The sequence below is a fragment of the Pseudomonas panipatensis genome (assembly GCF_900099785.1).
GTDB lineage: Bacteria > Pseudomonadota > Gammaproteobacteria > Pseudomonadales > Pseudomonadaceae > Pseudomonas > Pseudomonas panipatensis.
On sequence record NZ_FNDS01000001.1, the window covers coordinates 146500 to 160518 of the forward strand.

General features: G+C 64.9%; 16 protein-coding genes. 7 read left to right on the forward strand and 9 right to left on the reverse strand.

Features of this window, described 5'->3' with window-relative positions:
- Positions 1-193 precede the first annotated feature (193 nt).
- The 3 genes from BLQ74_RS00700 (at position 194) to BLQ74_RS00710 (ending at position 3999) form a co-directional block, all read left to right on the forward strand.
- Positions 194-2287, forward strand: coding sequence for a molybdopterin oxidoreductase family protein (locus BLQ74_RS00700; protein ID WP_090259800.1), 2094 nt, complete (start codon positions 194-196; stop codon positions 2285-2287).
- Positions 2288-2419: 132 nt separating this feature from the next.
- Positions 2420-2746, forward strand: coding sequence for a Grx4 family monothiol glutaredoxin (gene grxD, locus BLQ74_RS00705; protein WP_090259803.1), 327 nt, complete (start codon positions 2420-2422; stop codon positions 2744-2746).
- Positions 2747-2838: 92 nt separating this feature from the next.
- A complete protein-coding gene (locus BLQ74_RS00710) occupies positions 2839-3999 on the forward strand; it encodes an MFS transporter (RefSeq protein WP_090259805.1) in 1161 nt (386 codons plus the stop codon).
- Positions 4000-4041: 42 nt separating this feature from the next.
- Here the strand turns inward: BLQ74_RS00710 and bfrB are convergent, their stop codons facing one another.
- Together bfrB and BLQ74_RS00720 are read right to left on the reverse strand one after the other, a co-directional pair.
- Positions 4042-4518 carry a bacterioferritin BfrB gene (gene bfrB / locus BLQ74_RS00715; protein ID WP_024765400.1) on the reverse strand — a complete coding sequence of 159 codons (477 nt, stop codon included), beginning with the start codon at positions 4516-4518 and terminating at the stop codon, positions 4042-4044.
- Positions 4519-4719: 201 nt separating this feature from the next.
- Positions 4720-4935: a bacterioferritin-associated ferredoxin gene (locus tag BLQ74_RS00720; RefSeq protein ID WP_090259807.1), complete on the reverse strand. Its 216-nt coding sequence runs from the start codon at positions 4933-4935 to the stop codon at positions 4720-4722.
- 272 nt (positions 4936-5207) lie between these two features.
- Between BLQ74_RS00720 and BLQ74_RS00725 the strand changes: the two genes are divergently transcribed.
- The gene (locus BLQ74_RS00725) at positions 5208-5810 is read left to right on the forward strand and encodes a peroxiredoxin (RefSeq protein WP_090259809.1); all 603 of its coding nucleotides are present in this window, start codon (positions 5208-5210) and stop codon (positions 5808-5810) included.
- Positions 5811-5933: 123 nt separating this feature from the next.
- On the opposite strand, the gene rnt is transcribed toward BLQ74_RS00725, so the two are convergent.
- Entirely contained in the window at positions 5934-6608 is a 675-nt protein-coding gene (rnt, locus tag BLQ74_RS00730) for a ribonuclease T (RefSeq protein WP_090259811.1), read from the reverse strand.
- Positions 6605-7651 (reverse strand): dihydroorotase, encoded by a 1047-nt coding sequence (gene pyrC / locus BLQ74_RS00735; RefSeq protein ID WP_090259813.1) that lies wholly within the window; start codon positions 7649-7651, stop codon positions 6605-6607. The genes rnt and pyrC overlap by 4 nt, the downstream gene beginning before the upstream one ends.
- A gap of 140 nt (positions 7652-7791) precedes the next feature.
- On the opposite strand from pyrC, the gene BLQ74_RS00740 reads away from it, so the two are divergent.
- The 3 genes from BLQ74_RS00740 (at position 7792) to gloA (ending at position 10610) form a co-directional block, all read left to right on the forward strand.
- A complete protein-coding gene (locus tag BLQ74_RS00740; RefSeq protein ID WP_244507125.1) occupies positions 7792-8790 on the forward strand; it encodes a flagellar protein MotY in 999 nt (332 codons plus the stop codon).
- A gap of 117 nt (positions 8791-8907) precedes the next feature.
- Positions 8908-10125: an argininosuccinate synthase gene (locus tag BLQ74_RS00745; protein WP_090259817.1), complete on the forward strand. Its 1218-nt coding sequence runs from the start codon at positions 8908-8910 to the stop codon at positions 10123-10125.
- Between the two features lie 92 nt (positions 10126-10217).
- A complete protein-coding gene (gene gloA, locus BLQ74_RS00750; protein ID WP_090259819.1) occupies positions 10218-10610 on the forward strand; it encodes a lactoylglutathione lyase in 393 nt (130 codons plus the stop codon).
- An 82-nt stretch (positions 10611-10692) separates the two neighbouring features.
- Here gloA and BLQ74_RS00755 read toward each other — a convergent pair whose 3' ends face one another.
- The 5 genes from BLQ74_RS00755 to BLQ74_RS00775 all read right to left on the reverse strand — a co-directional run bounded on the left by BLQ74_RS00755 (position 10693) and on the right by BLQ74_RS00775 (position 14018).
- Complete coding sequence (locus BLQ74_RS00755; protein WP_090259821.1) at positions 10693-10875, reverse strand: PA3496 family putative envelope integrity protein; 183 nt, start codon at positions 10873-10875, stop codon at positions 10693-10695.
- 108 nt (positions 10876-10983) lie between these two features.
- The gene (nth, locus tag BLQ74_RS00760; protein ID WP_090259822.1) at positions 10984-11622 is read right to left on the reverse strand and encodes an endonuclease III; all 639 of its coding nucleotides are present in this window, start codon (positions 11620-11622) and stop codon (positions 10984-10986) included.
- Positions 11619-12329, reverse strand: coding sequence for an electron transport complex subunit E (locus BLQ74_RS00765; protein WP_090259824.1), 711 nt, complete (start codon positions 12327-12329; stop codon positions 11619-11621). The genes nth and BLQ74_RS00765 overlap by 4 nt, the downstream gene beginning before the upstream one ends.
- On the reverse strand, positions 12326-12979 hold the full coding sequence (gene rsxG, locus BLQ74_RS00770; protein ID WP_090259826.1) for an electron transport complex subunit RsxG: 654 nt from the start codon (positions 12977-12979) through the stop codon (positions 12326-12328). The genes BLQ74_RS00765 and rsxG overlap by 4 nt, the downstream gene beginning before the upstream one ends.
- A 1-nt stretch (position 12980) precedes the next feature.
- A complete protein-coding gene (locus BLQ74_RS00775; protein ID WP_090259828.1) occupies positions 12981-14018 on the reverse strand; it encodes an RnfABCDGE type electron transport complex subunit D in 1038 nt (345 codons plus the stop codon).
- Position 14019: the final 1 nt, after the last annotated feature.

Here is a 14019-nt window from a genome sequence, read left to right on the forward strand (position 1 = left end):
ACGCGATCCTATAAGGAAATTACGCATTCACGCAAGTTTATGCCCGAGGCCGCGTCCGCCGTGGCATACCCGACCCTGATGGCAGGGGATTCACCCGCTTTAAGCTGGTGGCGTTCGCCGAGGTCGGCTTTCATAGTGGGGGTTCGAAAAGCCCGGCGCGGCGAGGCGCCGGCGCCACAACAAGAGGCGAGCCATGAGCAAGACCCTCCACCACCGTGCGTGCCATCTGTGCGAGGCCATCTGCGGCCTGACCATCGAAACCGAGGAGCAGCGCATCCTGTCGATCAAGGGCGATGCGCAGGATAGCTTCAGCCGTGGCCATATCTGCCCGAAGGCGGTGGCACTGCAGGATATCCAGCATGACCCCGACCGCCTGCGTCAGCCCATGCGCCGGGTCGGCAGCGAATGGCAGCCGATCGGCTGGGACGAGGCCTTCGAACTGGTCGCCGCGCGCCTGGCGGATATCCGTGAGCGCCATGGCAGCGATGCGGTAGCCGTGTATCAGGGCAACCCGAGCGTGCACAACTATGGGTTGATGACCCACAGCAACTACTTCCTCGGCCTGCTGAAGACCCACAACCGTTACTCGGCCACTTCGGTGGACCAACTGCCGCACCACCTGGTCAGTCTGCAGATGTTCGGCCACGGGCTGCTGATTCCCATCCCGGACATCGACCACACCGACTTCATGCTGATCCTCGGCGGCAACCCGCTGGCTTCCAACGGCAGCATCATGACCGTGCCGGATGTGGAAAAGCGCTTGAAGGCCATCCAGGCGCGCGGCGGCAAGCTGGTGGTGGTCGATCCGCGGCGCAGCGAAACGGCGGCCATCGCCGACCAGCATCTGTTCATCCGGCCCGGCCAGGACGCTGCGTTGTTGCTCGGTATTCTCGATACCCTGTTCCGCGAGGGCCTGACCCGCGCCACGCACTTGCCGGTGGACGGGCTGGAGGAGGTGTGCGCGGCCTTGCAGCCCTTCACGGTCGAGGCGATGGCCGCCCGTTGCGGTGTGTCCGCCGATGTCATCCGCCAGTTGGCGCGAGACTTCGCCGCCGCCGACAAGGCCGTCTGCTATGGGCGCATGGGGGTTTCCACCCAGCGCTTCGGCACCCTCTGCCAATGGCTGGTGCAATTGATCAATCTGCTCACCGGCAACCTCGATCGCGTCGGCGGCGCGCTCTGCACCAGCCCGGCGCTGGACCTGGTGGCGAGTACCTCGGGAGGGGCCTTCAACCGCTGGCAGAGCCGTGTGTCCGGATTGCCCGAATACGGCGGCGAATTGCCGGTGGCGGCGCTCGCCGAGGAGATGCTCAGCGAGGGCGACGGACAGATTCGCGCGCTGGTCACCGTGGCTGGCAATCCGGTGCTCTCCACGCCCAACGGGCGACGCCTGGAGCAGGCCCTGGACGGGCTGGAGTTCATGCTCAGCATCGATCTCTATATCAACGAGACCACGCGCTATGCCGATCTGATCCTGCCGCCCACCGCGCCGCTGGAGCACGACCACTACGACACCACCTTCAATGTCTTCGCCGTGCGCAACGTCACCCGCTTCAACGAAGCCGTGCTGCCCAAGCCGACGGGCGCGCTGCACGACTGGGAAATCTTCGTCGGCCTGGCGCGAGCCTATGCCACGCGCGCGGGCATCGAACTCAAGCCGACGGTCGCCCCGGAGCAGATGATCGACATGGGCCTGCGTTTCGGTCCCTATGGCGATGCCAGCGAGCACAAGCTCAGCCTGGCGCGCCTGCGCGAACATCCCCACGGCCTCGATCTGGGCGCGCTGCGGCCCAACCTGACGGGGCGCTTGAAAACGGCCAGCCGCACCGTGCTGGCCGCGCCGCCACTGTTCCTTGCCGACCTCCAGCGATTCGCCGCGGCTGCCGCGCCGAGCGCCGATCAATTGCTGCTGATCGGCCGCCGCCATGTGCGTAGCAATAACTCCTGGATGCACAACTACCACCGCCTGGTGAAGGGCAAGCCGCGTTACCAGTTGCTGATGCATCCCGAGGACCTGAGCCGGCGCGGGTTGGTCGACGGCCAGCGCGTGCGGGTGCGCTCGCGGGTCGGCAGCATCGAGGTCGAAGTCGCCGCCAGCGAGGAGGTAATGGCCGGCGTGGTCAGTCTGCCGCATGGCTGGGGGCATGCCCGGCCGGGGGTGCAACTGGCCATCGCCAGCGAGCAGGGTGGCGCCAGCGCCAACGACCTGACCGATGAGCGCTATCTCGATGCGCTGTCTGGGAATGCGGCGCTCAATGGCGTTCCAGTGGAGGTGGAGGCGGCCTGACGCGGCCTGCTGGTCGGCCTCGGGCAAAGCCGAGCGCAGCGCTAGGCTTTCCGCTACAATGCGCGCCAAGTTCCGGCCGTCGCCTCCAAAGCAGTGCCGGGCCAGTACCGGATAGTTCAGCCGAGGTAAGCCATGGACATCATCGATACCATCAAAGAGCAGATCGCCAACAACCCCATCCTGCTGTACATGAAAGGTTCGCCGAACGCTCCGCAATGCGGTTTCTCGGCACGCGCCGCCCAGGTGCTGATGGCCTGCGGCGAGAAGTTCGCCTACGTCGACATCCTGCAGAACCCGGAAATCCGCGCCAATCTGCCGAAGTACGCCAACTGGCCGACCTTCCCGCAGCTGTGGGTGGATGGCGAACTGGTCGGCGGCAGCGACATCATCGCCGAGATGTTCGAGAAGGGCGAACTGCAGCCGCTGATCAAGAAGGCGGCGGGCAAGGCGGAAGCCTGATCGACGCTGTCCCAGTGGTTCGAAGAACCCCGCCCGCGCGGGGTTTTTCATTTCTGCTGGCAGCTTGAGTGGCAGGCAATGGATGACAGGTAATGGATGACAAGGCTCGGGCCCGCGCGGCCCGCTGGGCATGCGCCTTCTGTTTTGCCGTGGGCGGGCTGACCCATGGCAGCGTCATGGGGCGGATTCCGGCACTGAAGAATCTCACCGGGATCGATGAGCAGGGGCTTGGCCAGGCACTGCTCGGCGCCGGGGTGGGGGCGCTGCTGGCGTTCACGTTCAGCGGCACCCTGGTGCGCCGCTATGGCAGCCGTCGGGTGACGCTGGGCAGCGCCGTGGCGTTGTTGCTGGTGTTTCCATTGCTCGGGCTGTGCCAGCAGTGGTGGCACCTGGCGCTGAGCTTCCTGGCGATCGGCGTGACGTTCGCCTGCATGGACGTGGCGATGAATACCCAGGCGGTGGAGGTCGAGCGCGCGCTGGCGCGGCCATGCCTGTCCAGCCTGCACGGTATGTTCAGCCTGGGCGGTCTGCTTGGCGCGCTGGGTGCTGCGGCCTGCGCCGGACTGCCTCCCGTCTGGCATTTCACCCTGCTGGCGGGTCTCGCCTTGCTGGCCCTGCCGTTTCTTGGCAAGCGCCTGCTGGATGGACGGGGCGAGCCGAGCCCACAGCCGCAGCCGCGCCGGCGTGGCCTGCGTCTGCCGCCAGCGAGTCTGCTCGGTCTGGGGCTGCTGACCCTCTGCGCCTTCGTGTCCGAAGGTGCGGTGGCGGACTGGAGCGCGTTGCTCCTGCACAGCGTGATGGGCGCCTCCGAGCGGGTCGCGGCGCTGGGCTTCGCGGCATTCTCGGCGAGCATGGTGGCGGGACGCCTGTTCGGTGATCGCCTGCGCTTGCGCTTTTCCGACGTCGCCTTGGTGCGCGGTTTGGCCGTGCTGGCATGCGTGGGGATGTTGCTGGCGTTGTTCGCTGCGCCGGTCGGTGTTTCGGTGCTGGGCTTTGCCCTGGTCGGCGTGGGCTTGTCGGTGGTGGTGCCGATCCTCATGGGCGCGGCGGGCAACCAGGCGGATGTCGATGCTGCCCGCGGTGTCGCCGCCGTGGCTTCGTTCGGCTATGGCGGGTTGCTGCTGGGACCGCCGCTGATCGGCGTGCTGGCCGAGCACATTGGCTTGCGGCTGGCCCTGCTGGTCGTGGTGGCGCTCAGTGCCGGGCTGGTGCTGGGGGCGGGCCTGGTGCGGCGTCCGACAGCCGCGGCCTAGCCTGGGGAAGAGGGCGCCAGCGGCAGGCCGGCGCCTGGCGCGTCAGTCGTCTTCGTGCATGTGCGACTGCAGGTAGTTTTCCAGACCGACCTTCTGGATCAGGCCCAACTGGGTTTCCAGGTAGTCGATGTGCTCTTCTTCCGATTCCAGGATGTCCTTGAGCAGGTCGCGGCTCACATAGTCATGCACGCTTTCGCAATGCACGATGGCGTCGCGCAGGTCCTTGGTGGCCTTCAGTTCCAGGTTCAGGTCGCACTGCAGCATTTCCTGGGTGTTCTCACCGATCAGCAGCTTGCCCAGGTCTTGCAGATTGGGCAGGCCTTCCAGGAAAAGGATGCGCTCGATGAGCTTGTCGGCATGTTTCATCTCATCGATGGACTCGTGGTACTCGTGCGCGCCAAGGCGCTTCAGGCCCCAGTCGTTCCACATGCGCGAGTGCAAGAAGTACTGGTTGATGGCGATCAGCTCGTTGCCGAGGATCTTGTTCAGGTGCTGGATGACTTTCTTGTCGCCTTTCATGCCGAGTCCTGCCGTGCGGAGAGGGGAAGTTCTGAAGTTTGTCCCCCATATAATTGGGTGTCAAACGTAAGTACTTGAATTGCCTATAAAAGAAATATAAATGCGAATGTTTTGATTCTGCAATGAATCGCTAATTCCTTGAATTTCCGACATAAAAAAACCGGGCCTGGCCCGGTTTTCATCATTGTCGAAGGGTATGCGTCAATTGGCGACATAGACCTGTGCGTAGGCGGAAGACTGTGCACTCTGCAATTCGCCAAGGGTTTCGCGAACCACTTGTTTGGCGAGGCAGGCACATTTGCCACATTGGGTGCCGACGCCGGTGCTCTCGCGCACGTCGCGGTAACTGCAGCAACCTTCATAGATTGCATCGCGGATCTGAGTATCGGTAACACCTTGGCAGAGGCAGACGTACATGGCGGCACTACGCTGATGGGTTGTTGGCGACGATACTAATCTTAATGAGAATGATTGTCAAAGTTCGTTGGTCGGGTTTTCGAGGCTCGACAAATGCTTTTTCGGACAAGGAGTTAACGTGCGGGCGGGGGTAAAAGCGCTGGGCGGGGGCGGAAAACGCGGTGTATGATGCCAGGCCACTCTAAGGGCGCGCGGCCAGGCCGGCAAGGCTTTCCGGGTCAGGCCGACAGGTTGCGTAGCCCTCAAATCCCGCATCACTCAGGAGACAAGGAATGAGCGTACTCGTAGGTAAGAAAGCGCCCGACTTCAACGTAGCCGCCGTACTGGGCAATGGCGAGATCGTAGACAGCTTCCGCCTGTCCGATGCCATCAAGGGCAAATACGGCCTGGTGTTCTTCTATCCGCTGGACTTCACCTTCGTCTGCCCGTCCGAGCTGATCGCTCTGGACCACCGCATTCCCGAGTTCCAGGCGCGCAACGTCGAAGTGATCGGCGTCTCCATCGACTCCCACTTCACCCACAACGCCTGGCGTAACACCCCGGTGGATAAGGGCGGCATCGGCCCGGTCAAGTACACCCTGGCCGCCGACATCAGCCATGAAATCGCCAAGGCCTACGACGTCGAGTCCGAAGGCGGCGTGGCCTTCCGTGGCGCCTTCCTGATCGACACCAACGGCGTGGTGCGTTCGCAGATCGTCAACGACCTGCCGCTGGGCCGTAACATGGACGAGCTGCTGCGCCTGGTCGACGCCCTGCAATTCACCGAAGAGCACGGCGAAGTCTGCCCGGCCAACTGGAAGAAAGGCGACAAGGGCATGACTGCCTCGCCGGAAGGCGTGGCCAAGTACCTGGCCGAGAACGCCAGCAAGCTGTAAACGCAGCCTGCCAGTGAAAAGCCCCGCGAATGCGGGGCTTTTTCTTGGGGCTCGCGCTCGCCGTTGCCCCGAGCATGAAAAAGCCCGGCAGTGCCGGGCTTTTTCCATTACCGAGACTGGTGATCAGTCGTCGTCATCCATCCAGCCGCCGAGTTCCTTCCAGCGATTGACGATGCCGCAGAACAGCTCGGCGGTCTTCTCGGTGTCGTAACGCGCCGAATGCGCCTCGCGGTTGTCGAACTCCATGCCGGCGGTCTGGCAGGCTTTCGCCAGTACGGTCTGGCCATAGGCGAGACCGGCCAGGGTGGCGGTGTCGAAGCTGGAGAACGGGTGGAACGGATTGCGCTTCACGCCACTGCGCGTCACCGCGGCATTCAGGAAGCCGAGGTCGAAGCTGCTGTTGTGGCCGACCAGGATCGCCCGCTTGCAGCCATTGGCCTTCAGCGCCTTGCGCACGCCACGGAAAATCTCGTGGAGCGCCTGCTCTTCCGGCACCGCCATGCGCAGCGGGTGGTCGAGCTTGATGCCGGTGAATTCCAGGGCCGCCGGTTCGATGTTGGCGCCCTCGAAAGGCTCGACACGGAAGAAATAGGTGTGCTCCGGGAACAGGAAGCCCTTCTCGTCCATGCCGACGGTTACCGCGGCGATCTCCAGCAGGGCATCGGTGGCGGCATTGAAACCGCCGGTCTCGACGTCGACCACCACCGGCAGGTAGCCACGGAAGCGCTGTGCCATCGGATGGCGAGGACCGGGCGGGTAGTTGCCGTCGAATTCCTCTTCGTAGGTTTCTTCGCTCATGCGCCAGCCTCCAGCAGACGCCAGCGGAGCGTTTCGCCCGCGCGCAGCGGCACCACTTCATGGTCGCCGAACGGCAGGCTGGCCGGCGCTTGCCAGGCTTCACGGACCAGGGTGATCTGCTCGCGATTGCGCGGCAGGCCATAGAAATCCGCGCCGTGGCAGCTGGCGAAGGCTTCCAGCTTGTCGAGCGCATTGCGTTGTTCGAAGGCCTCGGCATACAGCTCGATGGCGGCGTAGGCGGTGTAGCAGCCGGCGCAGCCGCAGGCGGCTTCCTTGGCATGGCGGGCGTGCGGGGCCGAGTCGGTACCGAGGAAGAACTTCGGATTGCCGCTGGTGGCGGCGTCGAGCAGGGCTTCCTGGTGCACGTTGCGCTTGAGGATCGGCAGGCAATAGAAGTGCGGGCGAATGCCGCCGACCAGCATGTGGTTGCGGTTGAACAGCAGGTGATGCGCGGTGATGGTGGCGCCGACGTTGGCCGGTGCGGCCAGGACGAACTGAGCGGCGTCACCGGTGGTGATGTGCTCGAAGACCACCTTGAGCGTCGGGAAGCGCTCGACCACGCGGGTCAGGTGCTCGTCGATGAAGCGCTTCTCGCGGTCGAACACGTCCACTTCGGAGCGGGTCACTTCGCCATGCACCAGCAGCGGCAGGCCGACTTCGGCCATGGCTTCGAGCACATGGAAGATGTTGTCGATGCTGGTCACGCCGGAGTCGGAGTTGGTAGTGGCGCCGGCCGGGTAAAGCTTGGCGGCATGCACGAAGCCGCTGGCCTTGGCCGCGCGGACCTCCTCGGCGCTGGTGCGGTCGGTGAGGTAGAGCACCATCAGTGGCTCGAAGCGGCTGCCGGCCGGGCGTGCGGCCAGGATGCGCTGGCGATAGGCGTCGGCTTCGGCGGCGTTGCGTACCGGCGGTACCAGGTTGGGCATGATGATGGCGCGGCCGAAGGTGCGCGCGGCATCGCCGACGGTCTGGGCGAGGGCGGCGCCGTCGCGCAGGTGGATGTGCCAGTCGTCGGGGCGCAGCAGGGTCAGGCGGTCGGACATGGGGATTCCAGAAAGCGGTTTGCAGCGGGGGGATGTGTGCGAAATGCTACCGGAAAAGGCGGTCGCCGGCACTCGCTATCAAGTTTCCTCGCGGCTGTCCGATATTTCCTGGGTATTCCCCACCCGCCGTGGAGCCCTTCGTGCGCCAGCCCTTCTTCCTTCTGCTCGGCCTTTGCGCCAGCCTGCCGGCCTGGGGGCTCACCTTCCAGACGCGCCTGGAGAATGCCCAGTGGACAGCGGCAGGCGATCAGTTCGAGTGCCGTCTGTCGCAGCAAGTGGCCGGTTTCGGAGTCGGTGAGTTCGTCTGGCGCGCCGGCGAGCAACCGACCTTCCGCCTCAAGCCGCAGCAAGCATGGCTCGGCCGTGGCTCGGCGACCCTGCTGGCCGCCGCCGCGCCCTGGCGCCCGGGGCAGGGCGATATCAACCTGGGATCGGTTCCGGTGGTCGCCGGCGAGGTGCCGTTCAACAGCAGCCAGCAGCAGGCCGGACGTTTGCTCAGCGGGTTGCTGGAGGGGCGCAGCCCGGAGGTGCGGCATCGCACGGAAAGCGGCGAGAGCCTGCTGGTGCGCCTGCTGCCGACGCGCTTCGCCGACGGTTATGCACAGCTGCAGGGCTGCTCGGCAAAGATGCTGCCGGTCAATTTCGAGCAGATCCGCCAGGCCCAGGTCGGTTTCCCCGGCGGCGGTAGCGAACTCGATTCGCTGGCCCGCGCCAAGCTCGACATCATCCTGCAGTACCTCAAGGCCGATCCCTCGGTGAACCACCTCGAGCTGGACGGCCATTCCGACAACAGCGGCAATCGCCTGAGCAATCGCGACAACTCGCGGCGGCGTGCCGTCGCGGTGATGGAGTACCTCAAGGCCAATGGGGTGCCGGAAAGCCAGATCGTCGTGCGTTTCTACGGTGAACGCTATCCGCTGGTGAAGAACACTTCCGAAGCCAACCGGGCGCGCAATCGCCGGGTGACCGTGCACCTGTCGCGGGTGGCGGAGCCGGAAACGCCGCCACCGGCCGCAGCGCCCGCCACCACGCCTGCTCCCCAGGCAGCGCCGGCGGCCAAGGCGGCGCCAACGCCGGCTGTGCCACCCGCTGCGGCGCCTTCGCTCGGTCAGGGCAAAGCGGCGCCCAGCGGCGCTTAGTCGCAGCCTTGATCGGATTTGTCGCTTTGTCATCAAAAGCTGTCGCGCCTCTGTAATTTACTTCGGGGCGGCAGTAGAATCGTGGGTTTTCGTGACAACCCCCCGTGGAGTGATGGCATGGCGGACGTGAAGAAGGTAGTCCTGGCGTATTCCGGTGGCCTGGATACCTCGGTGATTCTGAAGTGGCTGCAGGATACTTATAACTGCGAAGTGGTGACCTTCACTGCCGATCTCGGCCAGGGCGAAGAGGTCGAGCCGGCCCGCGCCAAGGCGCGAGCCATGGGCGTCAAGGAAATCTACATCGATGACCTGCGCGAAGAGTTCGTCCGTGACTTCGTCTTCCCGATGTTCCGCGCCAACACCGTCTACGAAGGCGAGTACCTGCTGGGTACCTCCATCGCTCGTCCGCTGATCGCCAAGCGCCTGATCGAGATCGCCAACGAGACCGGCGCCGACGCCATTTCCCATGGCGCCACCGGCAAGGGCAACGACCAGGTGCGTTTCGAGCTGGGCGCCTATGCGCTGAAGCCGGGCGTGAAGGTGATCGCTCCCTGGCGCGAGTGGGACCTGCTGTCCCGCGAGAAGCTGATGGATTATGCCGAGAAGCACGCGATCCCGATCGAGCGCCACGGCAAGAAGAAGTCGCCGTATTCCATGGACGCCAACCTGCTGCATATCTCCTATGAAGGTGGCGTGCTGGAAGACACCTGGACCGAGCACGAAGAGGACATGTGGCGCTGGACCACGTCCCCCGAGAAGGCTCCGGATACCCCGACCTACATCGAGCTGACCTATCGCCAGGGCGACATCGTCGCCATCGATGGCAAGGACATGACCCCGGCCCAGGTGCTCGCCGAGCTGAATCGCATCGGCGGTATCAACGGCATCGGCCGTCTCGACATCGTCGAGAACCGCTACGTCGGGATGAAGTCGCGCGGCTGCTACGAGACCCCCGGCGGCACCATCATGCTCAAGGCGCACCGCGCCATCGAGTCGATCACCCTGGATCGCGAAGTCGCGCACCTGAAAGACGAGCTGATGCCCAAGTACGCCAGCCTGATCTACACCGGCTACTGGTGGAGCCCGGAGCGTCTGATGCTGCAACAGATGATCGACGCTTCCCAGACCAACGTGAACGGTGTCGTGCGCCTGAAGCTGTACAAGGGCAACGTCATCGTGGTCGGCCGCAAGTCCGACGACTCGCTGTTCGACGCCAACATCGCGACCTTCGAGGAAGATGGCGGCGCTTACAACCAGGCTGACGCCGCTGGCTTCATCAAGCTCAACGCCCTGCGCATGCGCATCGCCGCGAACAAGGGGCGCAAGCTGTTCTGATAAGCTTGTCCGCCTGAGCCAGACGAACCCCGGCCACGAGCCGGGGTTTGCTTTTATGAGCCCGGAACAGGGCGAGATGAGGAGACCACCCCATGAGACTGCTGCACACCATGCTGCGCGTCGGCAACCTGGACACGTCCATCGCGTTCTACACCGAAGTTCTCGGCATGACCCTGCTGCGCCGCAAGGACTACCCGGACGGCCAGTTCACCCTGGCCTTCGTCGGCTACGGTGCCGAGGACGAGAACAGCGTCATCGAGTTGACCTACAACTGGGGCGTGGACAAGTACGAGCTGGGCACTGGCTACGGCCACATCGCCCTGGAAGTGGACGATGTCTACAAGGCCTGCGAAGACATCCGCTCGCGTGGCGGCAAGATCACCCGTGAGCCGGGGCCGATGAAACATGGTTCGAGCATCCTGGCCTTCGTCGAAGACCCGGACGGCTACAAGATCGAACTGCTCTCGCCGCAGCGCAAGGACTGAGGCGGGCGTCGCCCCGCCAGGTCGGTTCGGCCCATAAGACAAAGCCCCGCCAATTGCGGGGCTTTTCATGCGGGGTGCTGTTTCAGAGATCGAAATCGTAATCGGACAGCTGGCGTTGCAGGCGGCGTTCTTCGAGGTAGTTGTCGATGATGCGGCGTTTGGTCAGGTTGGTCTTGGCGACCTCCGCGGCGGCTTCGACGCTGTCGTCGGCTTCCTCGACGGTCACATCGTCCTCGAGTTCGAGGTCTTCTTTCTCTTTAGCCATAACGATCACTCCAACGTGCGGGGTGTGCTTGGCGCCCCTTATATCGACAAAGAACCGGGCGGTAAAAAAGATTTTTTCAATGGATCGATAGCTATTTCAGTGTAGCAATCAATCGTCCGAGGTCTTGTCCTTGTATTCGCACAGATCCTCGATCCGACAACTGCCGCACTGCGGCTTGCGCGCCTTGCAGACGTAGCGGCCGTGCAGGATCAGCCAGTGGTGGGCATCGAGCAGGTATTCCTTGGGGACGAACTTGATCAGCTTCTTTTCTACTTCGAGCACGTTCTTCCCGGGGGCGATGCCGGTACGGTTGGCGACCCGGAAGATGTGCGTGTCGACTGCCATGGTCAGTTGGCGGAAGGCGGTGTTCAGCACCACGTTGGCGGTCTTGCGGCCGACCCCGGGCAGGGCTTCCAGGTCTTCGCGCCGTTCCGGCACCTGGCTGCCGTGCTTCTCGACGAGGATGCGGCAGGTCTCGATGACGTTCTTCGCCTTGCTGTTGAACAGGCCGATGGTCTTGATGTACTCGGAGAGTCCCTCGACGCCCAGGGCGTGGATGGCTTCCGGGGTATTCGCCACCGGGTAGAGCCTGGCCGTGGCCTTGTTGACGCTGACGTCGGTGGCCTGGGCCGAGAGGATCACGGCGATCAGCAGCTCGAAGGGGCTGGAGTAGGCCAGCTCGGTCTTCGGCTCGGGGTTGTCTTCGTGCAGACGGCGGAAAATCTCCGCGCGTTTGGCGGCATTCATTCGATCACTCCGGTGACGCGGACGCGCTGGCGCTGGCTCGCGGGTTGCTCGCCCGCCTGCGCCTTGGCGCGTTCCGCCAGGCTTTGGTCGATTCGGTTCTTCATGGCGATCAGCAGGCCCAGCACGAGGAAGGCGCCGGGCGGCAGCACCGCCAGCAGGAAGCCCTGGTAGTGCGGCAGTAGCTGGATCTTCCAGTTCGCCGCGGCAGGACCGAACAGCAGTTGCATGTCGGCCAGCAGGGTGCCGTGGCCGATCAGCTCGCGCAGGCTGCCCACGGCGAGCAGCACCAGGGCGAAGCCGGCGCCGGTCATCAGCCCATCGAAGGCGGCGCGGGCCACGCCGTTGCGCGCGGCGAAGGCTTCGGCGCGGCCGAGGATCACGCAGTTGGTGGTGATCAGCGGAATGAAGATGCCGAGAATCTGGTACAGCTCGTAGGTCCAGGCCTGCATCAGCAGCTCGATGCAGGTCGTCAGCGCGGCGATGATCAGCACGAACACCGGTAGCCGCACGGCCTCGCTCAGCGAGCGGCGGATCAGCGATATCGCGGCATTCGAGCAGGCCAGGACGAGCAGGGTGGCCAGGCCCAGGCCGAGGGCGTTGACCATGGAGTTGCTGGTGCCCAGCAGGGGGCAGAGGCCGAGCAGCTGGACCAGGCCGGGGTTGTTCTTCCACAGCCCCTGCAGGGCGATTTCGCGGTAGCTGTTCATGGGGCATTGCCTCCCGCGGCCGGCGCCAGCAGTTCGGCCTGGTGCGCGTCGAAGTATTGCAGCGCCTTGTGCGTGGCCTTGACCACGGCGCGTGGGGTGATGGTGGCGCCGGCGAACTGGTCGAACTGGCCGCCGTCTTTCTTCACCTGCCAGCCGGTGTCGTCGGGGGACTTCAGGCTACGGCCATCGAAGCCGTGCAGCCAGTCGCTCTTGCTGGTTTCGATGCGGTCGCCCAGGCCCGGGGTTTCCTTGTGCGAGACCACCCGCACGCCGAGCAGGCGGCCTTCGGCGCTGACCCCGACGAGCAGATGGATGGCGCCGCTGTAGCCGTCCGGCGCGGTGGCCGGGAGGATCACCGCGGTGGCGCGGCCGTGCAGGCGGGCGACGAAGGCATCGGTCGGCTCGGGCTTGCCCAGCAGTTTGGGATCGAAGACGCGCAGCGGCTGGTCCAGCGGGTGGTTGTCATAGCTGCCGGCCGGCAGCAGCTCCAGCAACAGACGACCGCGGGCTTCACGCTGGGAGGCGTCGATGCGCGCTCGCGTCAGCTGCTCGACCAGCGCGACCAGGCCGACGCAGATCACCGCGAAGAGTCCGAGGATCAGCGCGTTCTTCAGCATCGAGCGGCGGGCTTGCGGGAGGACATCGCTCATCTCATTCCCCCAGCTTGAAGCCGCGCCTGGGCTTCTTGTGGCCGTAGGTACGCGGCCGCGTGTAGTAGTCGATGGTCGGTGCCGCCAGGTTCATCAACAGCACGGCGAAGGCCACGCCGTCCGGGTAGCCGCCCCAGGCGCGGATGACATAGGTGATGATCCCCACGCCGATGCCGAAGACCAGCCGCCCGCGGGTGCTGGTGGCGCCGGACACCGGGTCGGTGACGATGAAAAAGGCGCCGAGCATGCTCGCCCCGCTGAACAGGTGGAACAGCGGCGAGCCGTGGGAGTCCGAGCCGGAGCCGTTCCAGAACAGCAGGCTCATGACGAACAGGCCGGCGAGCATGCCGGCCGGTGCGTGCCAGGTGAACAGCTTGCGCCAGAGCAGGAACAGGCCGCCGGCGAGGAAGGCCAGGTTGACCAGTTCGGCGCCGCGCGCACCGACGTGGCCGAACGTCGTGCTCTGCCGCAGCAGTTCGTCGATGGTCAGGCTTTTGTTGTTCTTCAGCACGTCGAGGGCCGTGGCCCCGGCCCAGGCATCCGGCTGCGACCCGGCCAGACCGAAGATCCGCGCCAGGCCATCGACCAGGCCCAGGCTGGCCTCGGGGCTGGGCCAACGGGTCATTTCCAGGGGGAAGGAGACCAGCACCACGACGTAGCCGAGCATCGCCGGGTTGAATGGGTTTTGCCCGAGGCCGCCATACAGGTGCTTGCCGAACACCAGGGCGAACGCGGTGGCGATCAGGCTCAGCCACCAGGGCGCATAGGGCGGCAGGGCCAGGGCCAGGAGCACCGCGCTGACCAGGGCGCTGCCGTCTTGCAGGAAGGGCGCCAGCGGACGCTTGCGCAGCCACAGCATCAGCGCTTCGCAACCCAGCGCGACGGCTGAGCACCAGAGCAGGTTGAACAGCGGGCCGACGCCGTACAGGGCGATCAGCGCCAGCGCGCCCGGCACGCAGGCAGCGAGCACTTGCAGCATGACGGTCTGCGTGCGATTGCCGCCGCTGGCATGGGGCGAGGTGATGCGGGGCAGGGCCATG